At 71.2% G+C, this 17252-nt stretch carries 23 protein-coding genes and 1 tRNA gene; 12 read left to right on the top strand and 12 right to left on the bottom strand.

Annotation, left to right across the window (positions count from 1 at the left end; translation table 11 throughout):
* Position 1: 1 nt before the first annotated feature.
* Positions 2 to 478 carry a low molecular weight protein-tyrosine-phosphatase gene (locus tag VGE03_RS16275; protein ID WP_331047522.1) on the top strand — a complete coding sequence of 159 codons (477 nt, stop codon included), beginning with the start codon at positions 2 to 4 and terminating at the stop codon, positions 476 to 478.
* Here the strand turns inward: VGE03_RS16275 and VGE03_RS16270 are convergent.
* On the bottom strand, positions 462 to 752 hold the full coding sequence (locus tag VGE03_RS16270) for a hypothetical protein (protein ID WP_331047521.1): 291 nt from the start codon (positions 750 to 752) through the stop codon (positions 462 to 464). The two genes, VGE03_RS16275 and VGE03_RS16270, sit on opposite strands and share 17 nt — an antisense overlap.
* 111 nt (positions 753 to 863) lie before the next feature.
* Here VGE03_RS16270 and VGE03_RS16265 point away from each other — a divergent pair, with 111 nt between their 5' ends.
* Together VGE03_RS16265 and VGE03_RS16260 are read left to right on the top strand one after the other, a co-directional pair.
* Complete coding sequence (locus tag VGE03_RS16265; protein WP_331047520.1) at positions 864 to 1379, top strand: sigma-70 family RNA polymerase sigma factor; 516 nt, start codon at positions 864 to 866, stop codon at positions 1377 to 1379.
* A complete protein-coding gene (locus tag VGE03_RS16260) occupies positions 1376 to 1945 on the top strand; it encodes a hypothetical protein (protein ID WP_331047519.1) in 570 nt (189 codons plus the stop codon). The genes VGE03_RS16265 and VGE03_RS16260 overlap by 4 nt, the downstream gene beginning before the upstream one ends.
* 9 nt (positions 1946 to 1954) lie before the next feature.
* Here the strand turns inward: VGE03_RS16260 and VGE03_RS16255 are convergent, their stop codons facing one another.
* Positions 1955 to 2980: a Kelch repeat-containing protein gene (locus tag VGE03_RS16255; protein ID WP_331047518.1), complete on the bottom strand. Its 1026-nt coding sequence runs from the start codon at positions 2978 to 2980 to the stop codon at positions 1955 to 1957.
* Positions 2981 to 3096: 116 nt separating this feature from the next.
* Here VGE03_RS16255 and VGE03_RS16250 point away from each other — a divergent pair, with 116 nt between their 5' ends.
* Positions 3097 to 3732: a hypothetical protein gene (locus VGE03_RS16250; RefSeq protein WP_331047517.1), complete on the top strand. Its 636-nt coding sequence runs from the start codon at positions 3097 to 3099 to the stop codon at positions 3730 to 3732.
* On the opposite strand, the gene rsmD is transcribed toward VGE03_RS16250, so the two are convergent.
* Together rsmD and VGE03_RS16240 are read right to left on the bottom strand one after the other, a co-directional pair.
* Positions 3707 to 4282, bottom strand: coding sequence for a 16S rRNA (guanine(966)-N(2))-methyltransferase RsmD (gene rsmD / locus VGE03_RS16245; RefSeq protein WP_331047516.1), 576 nt, complete (start codon positions 4280 to 4282; stop codon positions 3707 to 3709). The genes VGE03_RS16250 and rsmD overlap by 26 nt on opposite strands.
* Before the next feature lie 3 nt (positions 4283 to 4285).
* A complete protein-coding gene (locus VGE03_RS16240; protein WP_331047515.1) occupies positions 4286 to 5764 on the bottom strand; it encodes a pseudouridine synthase in 1479 nt (492 codons plus the stop codon).
* On the opposite strand from VGE03_RS16240, the gene tadA reads away from it, so the two are divergent.
* Both tadA and VGE03_RS16230 read left to right on the top strand, forming a co-directional pair.
* On the top strand, positions 5753 to 6238 hold the full coding sequence (gene tadA, locus VGE03_RS16235) for a tRNA adenosine(34) deaminase TadA (protein WP_331047514.1): 486 nt from the start codon (positions 5753 to 5755) through the stop codon (positions 6236 to 6238). The genes VGE03_RS16240 and tadA overlap by 12 nt on opposite strands.
* A 34-nt stretch (positions 6239 to 6272) precedes the next feature.
* Complete coding sequence (locus VGE03_RS16230) at positions 6273 to 6677, top strand: MliC family protein (protein WP_331047513.1); 405 nt, start codon at positions 6273 to 6275, stop codon at positions 6675 to 6677.
* On the opposite strand, the gene VGE03_RS16225 is transcribed toward VGE03_RS16230, so the two are convergent.
* Genes VGE03_RS16225 through VGE03_RS16215 form a run of 3 tightly spaced genes read right to left on the bottom strand, consistent with a single transcriptional unit; the run spans position 6674 to position 8927 of the window.
* Positions 6674 to 7261, bottom strand: a complete 588-nt coding sequence (locus VGE03_RS16225) for a GNAT family protein (protein ID WP_331047512.1) — start codon at positions 7259 to 7261, stop codon at positions 6674 to 6676. The genes VGE03_RS16230 and VGE03_RS16225 overlap by 4 nt on opposite strands.
* A gap of 5 nt (positions 7262 to 7266) precedes the next feature.
* Positions 7267 to 8373 carry a 3-dehydroquinate synthase gene (gene aroB, locus VGE03_RS16220; protein ID WP_331047511.1) on the bottom strand — a complete coding sequence of 369 codons (1107 nt, stop codon included), beginning with the start codon at positions 8371 to 8373 and terminating at the stop codon, positions 7267 to 7269.
* A complete protein-coding gene (locus VGE03_RS16215) occupies positions 8370 to 8927 on the bottom strand; it encodes a shikimate kinase (protein ID WP_331047510.1) in 558 nt (185 codons plus the stop codon). The genes aroB and VGE03_RS16215 overlap by 4 nt, the downstream gene beginning before the upstream one ends.
* A gap of 122 nt (positions 8928 to 9049) precedes the next feature.
* Here VGE03_RS16215 and VGE03_RS16210 point away from each other — a divergent pair, with 122 nt between their 5' ends.
* The 6 genes from VGE03_RS16210 to VGE03_RS16185 all read left to right on the top strand — a co-directional run bounded on the left by VGE03_RS16210 (position 9050) and on the right by VGE03_RS16185 (position 12631).
* On the top strand, positions 9050 to 9949 hold the full coding sequence (locus tag VGE03_RS16210; RefSeq protein ID WP_331047509.1) for a tyrosine recombinase: 900 nt from the start codon (positions 9050 to 9052) through the stop codon (positions 9947 to 9949).
* A gap of 17 nt (positions 9950 to 9966) precedes the next feature.
* Positions 9967 to 10191 carry a DUF1902 domain-containing protein gene (locus tag VGE03_RS16205; RefSeq protein WP_331047508.1) on the top strand — a complete coding sequence of 75 codons (225 nt, stop codon included), beginning with the start codon at positions 9967 to 9969 and terminating at the stop codon, positions 10189 to 10191.
* Positions 10192 to 10274: 83 nt separating this feature from the next.
* Positions 10275 to 10469 carry a type II toxin-antitoxin system HicA family toxin gene (locus VGE03_RS16200; RefSeq protein ID WP_331047507.1) on the top strand — a complete coding sequence of 65 codons (195 nt, stop codon included), beginning with the start codon at positions 10275 to 10277 and terminating at the stop codon, positions 10467 to 10469.
* Positions 10470 to 10553: 84 nt separating this feature from the next.
* The gene (locus VGE03_RS16195; protein WP_331047506.1) at positions 10554 to 11504 is read left to right on the top strand and encodes an acetyl-CoA carboxylase carboxyltransferase subunit alpha; all 951 of its coding nucleotides are present in this window, start codon (positions 10554 to 10556) and stop codon (positions 11502 to 11504) included.
* Positions 11505 to 11594: 90 nt separating this feature from the next.
* Positions 11595 to 12164, top strand: a complete 570-nt coding sequence (locus VGE03_RS16190; RefSeq protein ID WP_331047505.1) for a response regulator — start codon at positions 11595 to 11597, stop codon at positions 12162 to 12164.
* Positions 12161 to 12631 carry a chemotaxis protein CheE gene (locus VGE03_RS16185; protein WP_331047504.1) on the top strand — a complete coding sequence of 157 codons (471 nt, stop codon included), beginning with the start codon at positions 12161 to 12163 and terminating at the stop codon, positions 12629 to 12631. Before VGE03_RS16190 ends, VGE03_RS16185 begins: the two co-directional genes overlap by 4 nt.
* Positions 12632 to 12633: 2 nt before the next feature.
* Here VGE03_RS16185 and VGE03_RS16180 read toward each other — a convergent pair whose 3' ends face one another.
* The 5 genes from VGE03_RS16180 to VGE03_RS16160 all read right to left on the bottom strand — a co-directional run bounded on the left by VGE03_RS16180 (position 12634) and on the right by VGE03_RS16160 (position 17057).
* Entirely contained in the window at positions 12634 to 14523 is a 1890-nt protein-coding gene (locus tag VGE03_RS16180; protein ID WP_331047541.1) for an ABC transporter ATP-binding protein/permease, read from the bottom strand.
* Positions 14524 to 14575: 52 nt separating this feature from the next.
* Positions 14576 to 15778: an acyl-CoA dehydrogenase family protein gene (locus VGE03_RS16175; RefSeq protein WP_331047503.1), complete on the bottom strand. Its 1203-nt coding sequence runs from the start codon at positions 15776 to 15778 to the stop codon at positions 14576 to 14578.
* 78 nt (positions 15779 to 15856) lie between these two features.
* Positions 15857 to 16162, bottom strand: coding sequence for an SCP2 sterol-binding domain-containing protein (locus VGE03_RS16170; RefSeq protein ID WP_331047502.1), 306 nt, complete (start codon positions 16160 to 16162; stop codon positions 15857 to 15859).
* A gap of 104 nt (positions 16163 to 16266) precedes the next feature.
* Complete coding sequence (locus VGE03_RS16165; protein WP_331047501.1) at positions 16267 to 16824, bottom strand: hypothetical protein; 558 nt, start codon at positions 16822 to 16824, stop codon at positions 16267 to 16269.
* Positions 16825 to 16965: 141 nt separating this feature from the next.
* Positions 16966 to 17057 (bottom strand) — tRNA-Ser (locus VGE03_RS16160).
* Between the last annotated feature and the right edge of the window lie 195 nt (positions 17058 to 17252).

Raw genomic sequence — 17252 nt, 5'->3', positions numbered from 1 at the left:
CATGCCCTCCATCCTCTTCGTCTGCCTCGGCAACATCTGTCGCTCGCCGCTGGCGGAAGGCGCGCTCCGCGCCGAGGCGCAGCGTCTGCGCCTCGACCTGGTCGTCGACTCCGCCGGGACCGGGAACTGGCATGCGGGCGAGGCGCCGGATGAGCGGGCGCAGCGGACGGCGGCGCGGCACGGGGTCGACATCTCGGGCCTGCGGGCGCGTCAGGTGACCCGCGCCGACTTCCGCCGCTTCACCCACATCGTCGCCCTCGACCACGAGAACCTGGCCAATCTGCGCAAGCTGGCGCCGTCGGACGCGACCGCGGCGCTCAGCCTGCTGCTCGACCACGTTCCGGGCCGCGAGGGTCAGGCGGTGACCGATCCCTGGTTCGGCGACGAGGCCGGGTTCGAGATCACCTGGGCCGAGGTCACGGCCGCGGCCCGCACGCTCGCCCCCCTCTTGGCGGAGGCCGTCAGGCGCGACCGGTGATCCTGCGCCAGATGCGCTTGCGGGCCTCGAACACCGACACCCCCAGCGCCGCCGCGCAGGTCCAGAACAGGGCCTCGGTCGCCACCGCCGCCACCACGGCCAGGATCAGCCGCGTCCCCTTCGGCACGTCCAGATACAGGCCCACGCCCAGCGAGACCCAGCCGCACACGGCGCAGACGCCTATCAGCCCGGCCAGCATCCACAGGAACCGGCGGCCCTTGGCCACCTTCGACGGGGCCTGCGGTTCGGCGGGGGTCAGGTTGTCGGCGGTCATGGCGATGCGCTCCTTTGAAAAACTCGCTCTGATCGTGAAAGTCCCGCCCGGTTCGGGAGTCTTTCACACCGACGACGCATTTCGGCGGCGGGACGGATGAAGGCGGGGCGCTTGGGCCGGGAGACGCAGAGGGATCAGGGGTTCGAGGCGCTGGTCGCCGAGCACGGCCCGATGCTGCGCCGCATCGCCGGCAGCTACGAGGCGAACCCCGAGGTCCGCCGCGAGCTCGAGCAGGACATCCTGCTGGCCGTCTGGCGGGCCCTGCCCCGCTTCCGCGGCGAGGCGCCGGTGCGCGCCTTCCTCGCCCGGGTCGCCCACAATCGCGCCGTCACCCACGTCTCGCGCGAGGCCGCCGCCCCGCGCCGCTCGCCGCTGGACGAGGCCCTGCCCTCGACCGAGCCGACCCCGCACGACCGGCTCGAGGCCGACGACCTGCGCGAGCGGCTGGCCGCCGCCGTCCGCGCCCTGCCCCTGTCGCTGCGCCAGCCCGCCAGCCTGACGCTGGAAGGCTTCAGCCCGGCCGAGATCGGCCAGATGCTGGGCCTGAACGCCAACACCGTCTCCATCCGCCTGACCCGCGCCCGCGCCGAACTGCGCGCCCTGATGAACCCGGAGGCCTCGCGATGAGCGATCAGAAGCCCGAAGCCGACTGGACCGATCTGGCCGAGGTCTGGACCGCGCCCGCCGACTCCGCAGGCGGCGATCCGGGCCCGGAGCGCGACCTGAGCCGCGCCCTGCGCCGTCGCGCGCGGCTGGGCGCCCTGAATTTCCACATCGAGGCCTGGGGCGCCGTGCTCGCCGCCGCGGCGGGCGGCTGGTTCGCCTTCCGCCATGACTCGCCGCTGATCGGGGCGGCCGCCGTCGCCTTCTCCCTGTTCGCCCTGATCGCCACCCTGTGGGCCCGGCGGGGGCTGGGCGCGCCTGACGCCGACACGCCGCGGGAAGCCCTTTCGGCCGCCCTGCGGCAGGCCCGCGCCGGCCTGAAATGGGCCCGGGCCGGTCAGGCGATCAGTCTGGCGGGCGTCGCCTTCCTCGCCGTCATGGCCGCCCTGCGTCCGGCGCCCGAGGTCGCCCCGGTCTATCTGGGCGGCGGCGCGCTCATGGCCTGCGCCATCCTGTTCTACGAGCGCCACGCCCGTCGCAGCCGCGCCCGCATCGCCCGCCACGAGGCCGCGCTGGCCGAGCTGGACTGAGCCATCCGCTCACACCCCGAACCGCTCCACCACCCCGACCGCCTGCCCGCCGGACACCACGGCGCCGCCCGCGATCGCATAGACCGCGCCGCCGACCGAGGCCGCCGCCAGCCCGTGCCGGGGCGTCCTCATGTCCGGCCCCGCCGCCCAGGCGTCCCGGGCCGGATCATAGATCCAGGTCTCAGCGAACACCCCGCCGCCGGGGCGGGCGAACCATTCCCCGCCGAACGCCACCAGCCTGCCGCCCGCTTCCGCCATGGCCAGCCCGCCGCCGACCTGGTTGTTCTGCGCATACGAGCGCGGGATCGGCGCCAGGGTGTCCCAGCGGTCCGTTGCCGGGTCATAGCGGTCCAGCCGCCCCGTGCCCCCGCCGCTGACCGTGCGGCCGCCGGCCACCCAGATCGCCCCGTCCAGCACCGCCGTCGCCGCGCTGTTGCGCGCCATGGGACACGGCCGCGCCGTCTCCCAGCGGCCGTCGCTCCACACCAGATGCCGGTCCGTGTCGGCCTGATCGTTCCAGCCCGCGTTGGCCGCGCCCGCCGGGGTGCGTCCGGTGATCAGGTGCAGCCGGTCCCCGAGGCCCACCCCGACCGCCTCCGCCTGCGGCGACGGCAGGGCCGCGCCCGAGACCCAGCCGCCGTCCCGCAGCGTCCACGCCGTCATGGTGTTCACCCAGTCGCCCGCCGAGGTCTGGGAATAGCCGCCGACCACATGCAGCTGTCCGCCCGCCGTCATCACCATCGGATGGTGCCGTTTCTCCGGCAGGCGCGGCAGTTCGCCCCAGACATCCCGCGCCGGATCATAGGCGCCGACCCGGTCCTCGACGTGCAGGGGCGCCCCGCGCCGCATCATCAGGCCGCCCGCGGTGACGATCTTCCCGTCCCACACCGCCGCATAGATCTCCTGCACCGCCCACGGCAGCGAGGCCCGGGACGTCCACCCGGCCTCGCGCGCCAGAACACGGGAGCCCGCGCCGATCACGGCGGCGGAAGCGGCGGAGGCGGCCATGAAGGCGCGGCGATCAATCCGGGTCATACCCGCACCCTGACACGGGTCCTGACACCCGCGCCACCTCCCCTCCGCTCATCCCCTCGACCCTCGAACCCCGGCCTACGACCAAATTTGACGTATCGACGTTCCATGATGCCGGAATGACCGACACCTATCGCATCCGGTCGCCCGAGGTCTGGGTTCAGGCCCGGGACGACTATCTGGCGGGGCTCGACGCCGAGGCCGTCTGCCGCCGTCATGACCTTGGCCTCTCGGCCTTCCGCCGCCGCGCCCGCAAATACGGCTGGCGGCGCAGGGATCAGGACGACCCGGCGCCCACGGGCCCGGACTACGCGATCTACGGCGACATCGTCGGCGATGAGCAGGTCGAGACGGCGCGCCTGCGTTTCCTGCACGCGCTGGAACACGGCAAGTCGACCGAGGCCCTGCGCTGGCGACGGCTCTGGTACGAACTCAGGGCCGAACGCGACACGCTCGACGCCGACCTCTTTCCGGGCATGAGCCGCAAGGAGATCATCGCCCTGCTCGCGGCCGGAACGCCGGAGGACGAACATCCGGATGAAGCGTCGGCCCTGGTCGCACCCGAGGGCGAGCCCGGCTCGTCACCCCCCGCCTCACGAGAAAAAGTGCACGATGTGCACTCCATTTTTTCCGGAGTGCACTTTTCCGACGACGCCCGCCCGTCGAAGCGGGCCGCCCGCCGGCAACGGGGGCGTGGGAACCGGCGGCAGGCCGATCTGACGTCGGAGTTCAGCCCTCGCTCGGCAGGGCCCTGAGGAACAGCACCCGCGCCGCGCCGTAGTCGCGGGCGTCCAGCCGCTCATAGCCGGGGGTCTCGATCTCCGGCTCGTCCGAGCCGCGCTCGAACACCACGGTGGCGCCGGGCTTCAGCCAGTTCCCTTCCAGCAGACGGGCCAAGGTCTGTTCGCCCAGCCCCTTGCGGTAGGGCGGGTCGAGGAAGGCGATGTCGAAGGCCTCGCCCGCCGAGCCGGGACGGACGCCCAGGTCGGTGGCGCTGCGCCGGTGCACCCGGGTGCGCCCCATCAGGCCCCAGGCGTCGGCGTTCTCGCGGATCGCCCCGCGCGCATCGTCATCGATCTCGACGAACAGGCAGAAGGCCGCGCCCCGGCTGATGGACTCATAACCGAGCGCGCCCGAGCCCGCGTACAGGTCAATGACCCGCGCGCCGTCCAGCGGTTCGGCCCAGGCGGCGTGCTCCAGCACGTTGAAGATGGCCTGACGGGCCCGGTCCGAGGTCGGACGCGTGTTCTGGCCGTCCGGGGTCGAGATGGCCCGGCCCTTCAGGCTTCCGGCGACGATCCGCATGGATCAGTCGTCCCGGCGCGGACCACGCGGGCCGCCACGACCGCCGCCCGAAGGCCGCGATCCACCCGGCTTGCCGCCGAAGCCGCCCGAGGGACGACCGGCGCCGCCGCTGCGCGGCCCCGTCCGAGGCTTGTCGCCGAAGGCCGGCTTGCCCGGTCCGCGCGAACCGCCGCCCCGCGAAGGGGGGCGCTCGCCGCGCGGCTTGTCGATGAACTGGTCCTCGCGCGGCTTGAAGGCGCGCTTCGGACGCTCGGAGCCTTCCCCTTCGGTCTTCGGCCGGGGCGCGGTCCGCTCCCTCGGCTTGAAGGTCTTGGTATGCTCGAACTTCGGCTTGGCCTTGGCCCAGCCTTCCTTCTTCGGAGCCCGGCGGCCGGTGTCGGCGCCCTCCTCCGCGGCCGCTTCCGCGGCGCGGACCCGGCTCGGCTTTCGCGACGGGTCCGACATGGCCGAGCCCGAACTGCCCTTGACGATCGGGGCCGAGGTGCGGCGGCCCGGGATCGGCGCGGGGGTCGAGACGGTGTTGCCGGTCGGCAGGTTCTCGGGGCGGATATGGGCGCTCAGCAGCTCGCGGATCACCCGCGGGCCGACCTCTTCCACCGAACCCACCGGCAGGGTGCCCAGCTGGAACGGGCCGTAGGCCAGACGGATCAGGCGGTTCACGGTCAGGCCGACGCTCTCGAGGACCTTGCGGACCTCGCGGTTCTTGCCCTCGGTGATCGAGACGCTGATCCACAGGTTGGCGGGGCCGCGCTCGTTCGGGTCGGCCTTCTCCTTGGCCTTGTCCAGCGTCGCCTCGATCGGGCCGTAGCGGACGCCGTCGACGGTCACGCCGTCCTTCAGCTTGTCCAGCTCCGCCTGGGTGATGCGGCCGCGGGCGCGGGCCCGGTACTGGCGCACCAGCTCGGTCGACGGCAGCTCCAGCGCCCGGCTCAGTTCGCCGTCGTTGGTCAGGATCAGCAGGCCCTCGGTGTTCAGGTCGAGGCGGCCGACCGAGATCACCCGCGGCAGGCCGCTCGGCAGGGCGTCGAACACCGTCGGGCGGCCCTGCGGGTCGCCGTGCGAGGTCACCAGCCCGGCGGGCTTGTGATAGCGCCAGACGCGCGTGGCCTGGGCCGCGCCGATCGGCTTGCCGTCCACGGTGATGACGTCGTCGCGGGTCACCAGCGTCGCCGGCGTGTCCAGGATCTTGCCGTTGACCGCCACCTTGCCCAGGCCGATCAGACGCTCGACCTCACGACGCGAGGCGATGCCCGCCCGGGCCATGGCCTTGGCGATACGCTCGGTGCGCTTGGGGGCTTCGTCCGCTGCGGCGGGCTTGGCGCCCGGCTTCCCGCCGGGTTTGCCGCCGAACTTTCCGGCGGGCTTGTCGCCGCGCGGACCGTCGGCGCGGGGGCCCTTGGCGAAGGGTTTGCGGGGGCCGTCGCGGTCGCCGTCTTGACGCGGGCGCGGCTTCTTGTCGTTGTCTCGGGGATGGAAGGCCATGATGAGCGGTTCATGCGCATGGCCTTGGCCTGCGCGCAAGCGGCGGCGGACAACGGAGAGACTCCGGTCGGCTGTGTGATCGTCGACGAATCCACCGGCCAGGTGGTCGCCGAAGGTCGCAACGGCCCCATCGGCGCCCATGACCCGACCGCCCACGCCGAGATCGTGGCCATGCGCGCGGCCGCCCAAAAGCTGGGCAACTACAGGCTCACCGGACTCACTCTTTATGTAACGCTTGAACCCTGTGCCATGTGCGCGGGGGCCATCAGCCACGCCCGGATCGGCCGGGTGGTCTGGGGCGCGGACGATCCCAAGGGCGGCGCCGTCGCCCACGGCCCCCGCTTCTTCGACCAGCCGACCTGCCACTGGCGTCCGGCCGCCGAGGGCGGTCTTCTGGCCGCCGAGGGCGGCGACCTGCTGCGATCCTTCTTCCGCGCACGGCGCAAAGGAACGGGGTCGGGAACGGCGCGTTGATGCCCGGTCCCCGTAACGGCAAGGCTTGTGCTGCATGAAGACGCTGATCGCCCCGGCCCTCATCGTCCTGATGCTGGGCGCCTGCGGCCAGAAGCCGGCCGAGGCCCCGACCGACGGCGATTCGGTGCGTGAACGGGCCGAGGAAGCGCAGACCGCCCGCCGCCGCACGGGCGCCGAGCTTCAGGACCGGGCCCTCAACCGGGTCGTCCGCACCGTCTACCTCTGCAACGACAGCCAGCGGCTGACGGTCGATTTCGACAACCCCCGCCAGATGGCCACGGTCCGCAACTCGGACGGCGCCGCCGTCGACCTGTTCCAGGAACGCTCGGCCGACGGTCTCTGGTACCGGGCCTCGGGCTACGAACTGCGCGGCAAGGGCGTCATGGCCACCTGGACCGCCGACGGCCTGCCCCCGACCGACTGCCGCGCGGTCGACTAGGCGAAGGCCGCCAGCCGCTCGTCCAGCCGGGCCCGCACCGCCGACCAGTCCTCGTCGAGGATGGCGAACTGGGCGGTGTCGCGGATGCGGCCGGTCCAGGTGATCTTGTGCTTCCTCAGCACCCCCTCGTCCCGCGCCCCCAGCTTGCGGATGGCGGCGCCGCTGGCGGGGTTGATGGCGTCGGTGATGATCTCGACCCGCACCGCCCCGGCCTCGAAGGCGTGGCCCAGCAGCAGCCGCTTGCAGGCCGGATTGACCGCTCCGCCCCGCGCCTCGGGCCGGTAGAAGGTCGAGCCGATCTCGCAGCGGCGGTAGTCCGGCTTGATCTCGTACAGACTGGTCGTCCCGATCACGGCCCCGTCCGCCTTGCGCCGGACGGCGAAGGCGATGCGACTCCCCGCCGCCATGGCCGCCAGCGCCGAGGCCCACCAGCCGTCGAAATGATCGCCGTACGCCGCCCCGACCATGATGTCCCAGGCGTCCGGATCACAGTCCAGCGCCGCCCGCACTTCGGCCTCCAGCGCCGGGGTGAAGGGCTCCAGCCGCACGAACCGGTCCTCCAGCACCTCGGTGCGGAGGTCCATCCGGCTCACGCCGCGCCCTCGGCCTTCAGGAAGGCTGTCAGGGCCGCCCGGTCCACGTTCTTGTCCACGAAGCTGTCGCCGATGGCGCGGGCCAGGATCAGGGTCAGGCGACCGCCCTCGGCCTTCTTGTCCCCCGCCATCCGCCCGATCAGCGCCTCGGCGTCAAACGACCCGGCCTCCGCCAGCCGCACCGGCAGGCCCGCCGCCGCCGTCACCGCCTCGACCCGCTCGGCGTCGGCCTGCGGGCAGAGCCCCTGCGCCGCCGAGTAGCGGAAGGCCATGGCGCAGCCCAGCGCCACCGCCTCGCCGTGGGTCAGCTTGTCCTCGTCGAAGCCCAGCTCGGCCTCGATGGCGTGGCCGAAGGTGTGGCCGAGGTTCAACAGGGCGCGCTTGCCCGCCTCCTTCTCGTCCTCGCCGACCACGGCGCTCTTGATCTCGACCGAGCGGACCACGGCCCGCTGCAGCGCCGCCGCATCGCCCCTGGCTCCCGCCGCGCCCTCTCCCGCCAGCCAGTCGAAGAAGGCCGCATCGCAGATCAGGCCGTGCTTCAGCACCTCGGCCCAGCCCGACCGCAGCTGCCGCTCCGGCAGGGTCGCCAGCACGTCGATGTCGGCCACCACCAGCCGGGGCTGATGGAAGGCCCCGATCAGGTTCTTGCCGCGTGGGGTGTCGATGGCCGTCTTGCCGCCGACCGAGCTGTCGACCTGCGCCAGCAGGGTCGTGGGGACCTGCACGAAGTCGATGCCGCGCATGTAGAGGGCCGCCGCCAGCCCGGCCAGATCGCCGACCACGCCGCCGCCCAGCGCCACCACCACGTCGCTGCGGTCCAGCCCGAAGGCCAGCATCCGGTCCAGCACCCGCTCCAGCTCAGCGAACGACTTGGAGCCCTCGCCCGCCGGAACCGCCAGCAGCCGCGCGCGGACGCCCGCGTCCTCCAGCGCTTTCAGCGCCGCCGGGCCGTGGATGGTGGCCACCGTCTCGTCCGTGACCACGACGGTGCGCCCCCTGGCGATGGGCGCGACCCGCGCGCCGAGCTCGCCCAGCAGGCCGCGTCCGACGACCACGTCATAGGGGCGGAAGTCCCCACCCGAGACCGGAACCGTCGTCGTCACGTCTTCGTCTCCATGGCCCAGTGGGCCTCCAGCGCCTCGACGATGGCGTCCACCGCCTGCGTATGCGCGCCTCCGGCCACATCGACCGTCAGATCGGCCTCGCCGTAGACCGGATAGCGGGCCTCGGCCAGCGTCCGCAGGGTCTCCAGCGGGTCCTTGCCCCTCAGCAGGGGGCGGGTGTCGCGCCGCTGCACCCGCTGGGCGATGACCTCAAGGTCCGCCCGCATCCAGACGGTCACCGCACGGGCCTTCAGCAGGGCGCGGGTCTCGGCGTTCAGCATCGCCCCGCCGCCGGTGGCCAGCACCAGACGCGGCCCCTCCAGCAGGCGGCGCATCACCCGCGCCTCCCCGGCCCGGAACTCGCCCTCGCCCATGCTGGCGAAGATGTCGGAGACGGTCATGCCCGCCGCCGACTCGATCTCCTCGTCCCCGTCCGCGAAGGGCAGGCCCAGCCGCTTCGCCAGCCGCCGTCCCACCGTCGATTTCCCCACGCCCATCAGCCCGACCAGCGCTATGGTCCGCTGATGCAGGGGAATCGCCTCGATATCGGTCATCGCGCGCCTCGCGTCAGCGGGCGGCGGGCGAACGGCGGAAAGGATCGGCGCAGGCACGTCATGGTCGCTCCCACCTGTACACGAACACTGGCGCGGGGCCATGCCATGGCGAAGGTGTCGTGATGAGCAGTCCCCAGATCGAGGCCTTCCTCGAGATGATGGCGGTGGAACGGGACGCCTCGCCCCACACCCTGTCTGCCTACGCCCGCGATCTGGCCGATGCCGAGGGCGGCGTGGACGGCGGCCTGATGACGGCGGACGAGACCGCGGTGGAGCGCTGGTACGCCGGTCTGGCCGCGCGAGGCCTGTCCCCTGCCACCCAGTCGCGTCGTCGCGCCGCCGTGCGCCAGTTCTACCGCTTCGCCCTGGGCGAAGGCTGGCGACAGGATGATCCGTCGCGCCGCCTCGACGCCCCCAAACAGGGCCGCCCCCTGCCCAACACCCTGACCCGGGACGAGATCGAGGCCCTGCTGGAGGCCGCCGCCGCCCGCGACGGCGCCGCCGGGATCCGTATGGTGGCGCTGGTCGAGCTGGCCTACGCCTCGGGCCTGCGGGTGTCGGAGCTGCTGGCCCTCAAGGTCGAGGCCGTGCGGCGCGACCCCGCCTGGCTGATCGTCCGCGGCAAGGGCGGCAAGGAGCGGTTGGCCCCGCTGAACGCCTCTGCGCGCGAGGCCGTGAAGGCCTGGCTCGAAGCCCGCGACGCCGCCCGCAAGCCGGAGACTCCGGACAGCGTCTGGCTGTTTCCCTCCCCGGTCGGCAAGGCCGCCCTGACGCCGCGCCGCTTCGCCCAGATGCTGGATCAGGCCGCCATCGACGCCGGGATCGACCCCGCCCGGGTCAGCCCCCACGTCCTGCGCCACGCCTTCGCCACCCACCTGCTGGAGGGCGGGGCCGACCTGCGTGTCGTCCAGACCCTGCTGGGCCACGCCGACATCGCCACCACCCAGATCTACACCCACGTCGCCACGGACCGTCTGGCGAAGATGGTGCAGGAGAAGCATCCCTTGGCGCGGGACGACTAGGAGCGCATAGTTCGCCTATGACCCAGTCCTTCTACGTCAAGGCGATCTGGGACGCTGAGGCCAGCGTCTGGTGCAGCGAATCCAACATTCCGGGGCTGGTTCTGGAAACCGCGACCCTCGCCGAGTTCGAGTCCCTCGCCCGCCATTTCGCACCGGAACTGCTGGCCGAGAACCTTGGGATCACCGGCCCGGTCCCGATCCGGTTCGAGGCCTCGGGCGGCTTCGACGTCATCGCGGCCTGAAGGCTGAAGCGACCCAAACCGCCCTGCCTGAAACGATCATTGGTGTTCTGATGTGCGCGTAACCATGGAGGTCCGCCTACGTCATGCCCAAGGACTTCTATCCCGAGCTCGCCGCCCTGCTATACGCCGGCGGCTGGCGACGCGTCGAAAACGCCAAGGGCAGTCATGAGAAATGGCGGCATCCGGACAATCCCCACGCCCTCATCGTTCCACGTTCGAAGAGCCGTCACACCGCAAACAACATCCTCAAACAGGCGGGTTTGCCCAAAGCCTTCTGAACCCCGCTTGCTCCCCGGCGTTGACCTGACTAGGTTCCGCCGCCTTCCGTAGCGCCAACCGGCGCGCCAGTCCCGGACGCCTTGATGGCCACGCACTACCTCGAATTCGAAAAGCCGATCGCCGATCTCGAGGCGAAGATCGAGGAGCTGTCGCTGCTCGCCTCGACCGCGGGCTCGTTCGATTCCGAGATCGACGGCCTGAAGAAGAAGGGCGACCAGCTGCGCAAGAAGATCTACGGCGGCCTCGATCCGTGGATGAAGACCCAGGTCGCGCGTCACCCGCAGCGCCCGCACTTCGTCGACTACATCGAGGAGCTGTTCACCGACTTCGTCGAGCTGAAGGGCGACCGCCAGTTCGGCGACGACCAGGCGATCCTGGGCGGTCTGGCCCGCCTGCGCGGCCGTCCGGTCGTGGTCATGGGCCACGAGAAGGGCCACGACACCCAGACCCGCCTGACCCACAATTTCGGCATGGCCCGCCCCGAGGGCTACCGCAAGGCGGTGCGCCTGATGGACATGGCCGAGCAGTACGGCCTGCCGGTCCTGTCGTTCGTCGACACCGCCGGCGCCTATCCGGGCCTCGGCGCCGAGGAGCGCGGCCAGGCCGAGGCCATCGCCCGCTCGACCGAGCGCGGCCTTACCCTGGGCGTCCCCTCCATCGCCACCATCACCGGTGAAGGCGGTTCGGGCGGCGCCATCGCCATCGCCGCCGCCAGCCGCGTGCTGATGCTTGAGCACTCGATCTATTCGGTCATCTCGCCGGAAGGCGCCGCGGGCATCCTGTGGCGTGACGGCAGCCGGGCCAAGGACGCCGCCATGGCGATGAAGATCACCGGCCCCGACCTGATGGAACTGAAGATCGTCGACCGGATCATCGGCGAGCCCCTTGGCGGCGCCCACACCGACCGTTCGGCCGCGATCACCGCCGTCGGCGACGTCCTCATCGAGGAACTGGACGGCATGGCCGGCCTGTCGCCCGAGCAACTGCGCAAGGCCCGCGCGGATCGCTTCTACGCCATCGGCCGTCTCGGCTAGGTTGACACTGTTAACCTTCTGAACACCTGCGACTGACAAGCATTCCGCGCGCGGCTGCCTCGAGTCGGACCGTAGCGTGTGGAGTGGGCCATGAGTCTGGGGCTGGACGGCCTGCGCGAAAGCGCGGTGATCAATCTGACCGGCGCCGTCACCATGGTGGTCGATGACTCGCCCTTCGGGCTCGACATCACCGCCGGCGCCCTGCTCGGCTTCGGCATCAAGACCCGCTACGCCTGCCACAGCGCGGCCGAGGCGATGGAGATCCTGAAGGATCACCCCGTCGACCTGCTGGTCGTCGATACCGAGATGCCCGACATGGACGGCTATGAGCTGGTCCGCTGGCTGCGCCGGTCGGGCCTCGACCCCAACGCTTTCGCGCCGGTCATCATGACCGCCAGCCACATCCGCCGCTCGCGCGTCACCGAAGCCCGCGACTGCGGGGCCAACTTCGTCATCACCAAGCCGTTCAGCGCGGCCACCCTGCTGGAGCGCATCATCTTCGTGGCCCGCGACACCCGGCCCTTCCTCGAGGTCGGCGACTATTTCGGGCCCGACCGCCGCTTCCGGGATGGACGCCCCCCGGCCGAGGAACGACGCGCCGATGTGCTGCGCCGCATGAAGCATGACGCCGAACGCGCCGAGGCCGGAGGCCCCGCGTGACGGTCATCACCCACAACCGGCGCAAGTCGCGCCTGTCCAGGATCATCGACGAAGCCGGCGGCGTCAGCGTGGGCACGGCGCTCACCCAGGCCCGGGCCAATCTGGACGCGCTTCAGCCCCGCAGCGCCGCCGAGATCGCGGACCGCATCGCCGAGTTGGCCTCCATCACCGCGCCGGAACAGCCGGAAGACACGATGAAGGTCCTCGGCAAGGCCTATCGCGCCGCCAACGGCGTGATCGACGCCGGCGGGCCGTTCGGCATGGAAGACCTGTGCGCGGTCTCGATCGGCCTGTGCGACCTGATCGACGCCGCCACGCCGGACCGCCCGTTCGACTGGCGCGTACTGCCGGTCTACGCCCGGTCGTTGCAGCTCCTGCTGGCCATGCCCGAGGACGCCGAGGGACGTCGGGCGGTGCGCGAGAGCCTGGACCAGATGGTCAGCCTCAAGCTGACCCAGCCGGACTGACCTCAGGCCTCAAGCCCGGCCTTCACCCGCGCGCCCCGGGTCTGCTTGCGCCACAGCGCCGCGTACTCGCCGCCTTGCCGCGCGACCAGTTCATGGTGCGCGCCCCGCTCCACGATCCGTCCGGCCTTGAGCACCAGGATCTGGTCGGCGTCGGCGATGGTCGACAGGCGGTGGGCGACGACCAGCGTCGTGCGCCCCGCCCGCGCCTTGCGCAGGGTCTTCTGGATCGCGGCTTCGGTGCGGCTGTCCAGCGCGCTGGTCGCCTCGTCGAGGATCAGGATGCAGGGGTCCGCCAACAGGGCCCGGGCGATACCGACCCGCTGGCGTTCGCCGCCCGAAAGCTTCAGCCCGCGCTCGCCGACGACCGTATCCAGCCCCTGCGGCAGTTGTCCGATGAAGTCGGCCAGTTCAGCCGCCTCGGCCGCCGCCCAGATCGCCGCCTCGTCCGCATCAGGTCGTGCGAAGCCGATGTTGGCGCGCAGGCTGTCATTGAACAGGGCCACGTCCTGCGGGACCAGCGCCACCGCCGCCCGCAGGCTTTCCTGCGTGACCGCCCGTACATCGACGCCGTCGACCAGCACCTGCCCCTCCTGTGGATCGAGCAGGCGCAGGGCCAGTTTGACGATGGTCGACTTGCCCGAGCCGGACGGCCCGACCAGCGCGGTCGTCGTCCCCGGCGCGGCATGGAAGCTGACGTTCTCCAGCCCGTTGGCGCGGGCGTCGTGGCGGAAGCCGACATGCTCGAACGTCAGGGCCGCGCCGTTCACCCCCTCCAGCCGCGCCAGCGGACGCGCATCCGGGGCGTCGGCGACCTGCGGCGTCTGCCGGGTGACCTTCAGCATCTCCTCCATGTCGATGAAGGACTGCCGGATTTCGCGGTAGGCGAAGCCGAGGATGTTCAGCGGGGCGTAGAGGGAGATCAGGATCAGCACCGCAGCGGTGACATCCCCCGGCCCCATCCGTCCCGCCGCCGCCTCGAAGCCCGCCATCACCGCCATGACGCCCAGGCCGACGTTCATGATCACGGCCTGGATGATGTTCAGCAGGGCCAGCGAGCTGTTCGCCTTGAGCGCCGCCCGGGTGTAGTCGCCGAGGGCCGCGTCATAGCTGCGGGCCGCCCGCGCTTCCGCGCCGAACGACTTGACCGTCTCATAGTTCAGCAGGGCGTCTACCGAGACCCCGGCCGCCTGGGTGTCCGCGGCGTTCATCTCGCGCCGGTGCTCGATCCGCCAGTTGGACAGGGCGAAGGTCGAGATGGCGTAGATCACCACCACCACGACGGCGACCGCGCCGAAGCGCCAGTCGTACTTGCCCGCCAGCACGCCCGCCGCCAGCACCAGTTCCACGCCGGTCGGAACCAGGTTGAAGGCGAGGATCCGCAGCAGGAAGTCCACCGCGCGCGAGCCGCGATCCATCGTCCGCGACAGGGCGCCGGAGCGCTTGGTCTGGTGGAAGTCCAGCGACAGGCTGAGCGCGTGGGCGAAGGTCTCGGTCGCCGCCGTCCGCTGGGCCGCCGAGCGGACCGGAGCGAACACCACGTCCGAGGCGTTGGGCGCGATGGCCGACAGCAGGCGCACCGCCGCCCAGCCGAGGGCGAAGGCCGCGAAGCCGAGGCCGACGGCGACCTCCGCCCCCTGCCCCGCCGCCAGATGATTGACCGCGGCGCCCAGCACCAGCGGCGCCAGCACGCCCAGCGCCTTGCCCGCCAGCGTCATGGCGACGGCGAGGAACAGCCTCAGCTTCAGCTGCGGCGCATTGGACCGGCCGACCAGTCGCATCAGGTCGGCCAGCGCCTTCAGCGTGGGCGGTCCGTCGCCCGGGGTCGTCAGTCCGGCTTGCGCCGCCTTCGCTTCCGATCCCTGCCGTCGCCCGGCCCCGCGTTCGCCTCTCATCGCCATGCCCGCCATATGGACCCGTGGGGTCCCCGGCGGAAGGGCGACCGGATCACCGGCCGCCGTGCTTGGCGTATTCCAGCTTGGCGATGGTGCGGTTGTGGACCTCGTCCGGACCGTCGGCCAGACGCAGGGTGCGAACGCCTGCGTACAGTTCGGCCAGCGGGAAGTCGCCCGACACGCCCGCGCCGCCGAAGGCCTGGATGGCGTCGTCGATGATCTTCAGGGCCATGCGCGGCGCGGCGACCTTGATCTGGGCGATCTCGGACTTGGCGTTCTTGGCGCCCGCCTGATCGATCATCCACGCGGCCTTCAGCACCGACAGGCGGCACATCTCGATGTTGATCCGGGCCTCGGCGACGCGCTGCTCCCACACCGAGTGCTCGGCGATCTTCTTCTTGAAGGCCGTGCGGCTCAGCAGGCGCTCGACCATCAGGTCCAGAGCACGCTCGGCGGCGCCGATGGTGCGCATGCAGTGGTGGATGCGGCCCGGCCCGAGGCGGCCTTGGGCGATCTCGAAGCCGCGGCCCTCGCCGGCGATCAGGTTCTCGACCGGCACGCGGACGTTATCCAGCACCACCTCGGCATGGCCGATCGGACGCTCGTCATAGCCGAACACCGACAGCATCCGCTCGACGCGGAAGCCCGGGGTGTTGGTCGGCACCAGGATCTGGGACTGCTGCTGATGGGTGGCCGCGCCGGTGTCGGTCTTGCCCATCACGATGGTGATGGCGACGTTGGGGTGCGCCATGTTGGTCGACCACCATTTGCGGCCGTTGATGACGTAGTGATCGCCGTCGCGCTCGATGCGGGTCTCGATATTGGTGGCGTCCGACGAGGCCACCGCCGGTTCGGTCATCAGGAAGGCCGAGCGGATGTCGCCGTTCATCAGCGGCTTCAGCCACTGCGCCTGCTGCTCGGCGTTGCCGTACATGTGCAGGACTTCCATGTTGCCGGTGTCCGGGGCGTTGCAGTTGAACACCTCGGCCGTCCACAGGTGGCGGCCCATGATCTCGGCCAGAGGGGCGTACTCGAGATTGCTCAGACCCGCGCCGTGGTCACCCGGCAGGAACATGTTCCACAGCCCGGCTTCCTTCGCCTGGGCCTTCATCTCTTCCATGGCCCTGGGCTGGACCGTGTGGTCCGCCTTCACCTCGGCCCAGTACTCCGCCGAGCGGGGCAGCACCTTCTCGTCCATGAAGCGCTGCACGCGCTCCTGCCAGTGCAGGGCCTTGTCGCTGTGACGGAAATCCATGGTCGTCCTCCTCGATACGAAAACGGCGCGGCCCTCTTCCGGAGCCGCGCCGCAAAAATCAGTGTGTCGTCTTCAAGATCAGCGCTTCAGCAGCGGAGCCAGCTTCTGGGCGATCATCATGTCGCCGGCGATCTTCAGCTTGCCCTGCATGAAGGCCATCATCGGGTCCAGCTTGCCTTCCGACAGCGAGATGAAGTCGTCCCACGAGATCGAGACGGTCGCGTCGGCCGGCTTGTCCTCGTTGGTCACCGTGTTCGGCGACGAGGCGCCGTCGATGAAGATCTTGCCGGCGTCGCCCAGGTCGAGCTTCACGGTCTTGCCCAGACCGGAGTTGTCGCCAACGGCGCCGCGGATGTGTTCGGTGACTTGAGCCAGATCGGCCATGACGTCTCTCCCTAAGGGACGGGTTGAACCACCGACCTAGACCGCGTGAAGGCGGCTGCCAAGATCACGCCGGGTCAAGTTCCCGCCATCATCCCCGGGAGCCGTCAGTAGAAGGCGCTTTCCCGATCCAGCGTCGCGGAGGTCGTCGGCGCGCCAGGCGTCCCGCGAGCGGCCAGCTCGGCCTGGAATCGATCCAGCCGCGCCTGCCGCGCGCGACGCTCCGCCGCATAGTCCGGAGCCGGGGCGTCGAAGCCGTACCGCCGCCCGTCATCCGATCCCGACTGGGGCTGGGTCGGCCGGACGACGGCCTCGGCCGGAAGGCTGACCCGCACCGCGGGCTGCGGCAGGGGCGGCAGGGGCTCGACCCACGCGGTCTGGTACTCCGGGTCGTAGGCGTCGGCGGCCGGCATCGGCGGGGCCGCGACATGGGTATAGCCGTCGACCAGTTCTCCGACCTCAAGGGTCGAGCCCGGCTGGATGTCCGGCTCGACCGGCGCGACGACCTCGACCTGCATCTGCCCCGGCAGGACGGCCAGCCCCCCGCCCTCGCTCCGGGCCAGGGCGAAGCCGAGGCCGGCGACGACCAGCACGGCGACGCCGCCGCCGATCATCCACGGGCGCAGGCGGGGATCTCCGAAGGGCGAAGGGGACTGGGTCGTCATGGCGCGGCTCCGCGGGGTACGTCGCAGAAACGGCGTGACCCGACTTTGGTTCGCCGCCAGGCGTCCAAGGCCGACAGTCCGGACATGGCTCGCCCGCGAGGCGGGGGCCTGATCCGGTCGCTTCGAATGGAAGGAAAGATCTGGCGGAGACGGAGGGATTCGAACCCTCGGTACCGGTTACCCGGTACGACGATTTAGCAAACCGTTGCCTTCAGCCACTCGGCCACGTCTCCGGCAGGCGGCGTGCTTAGCCGAGCATTTCGGGCGGCGCAACGGGTGATCGGCGTCCGAGCGTTAACGGGACGGTCAGTCGGGTTGTGCATGATGCGTCCGAACACTTCTTCCGGGCCCGATGACCGACGCCACGAGCCGCCTTTCCAGTGCTGACGCCCCGCCCGCCGGCGGCGGCCCGGCGCGTGCGTCGGCGT

It is taken from the genome of Brevundimonas sp., from assembly GCF_036400995.1.
Lineage (GTDB): Bacteria > Pseudomonadota > Alphaproteobacteria > Caulobacterales > Caulobacteraceae > Brevundimonas.
Note: the sequence above shows the minus strand (reverse complement) of the source record. Positions and strands in the feature narration are given on the sequence as shown.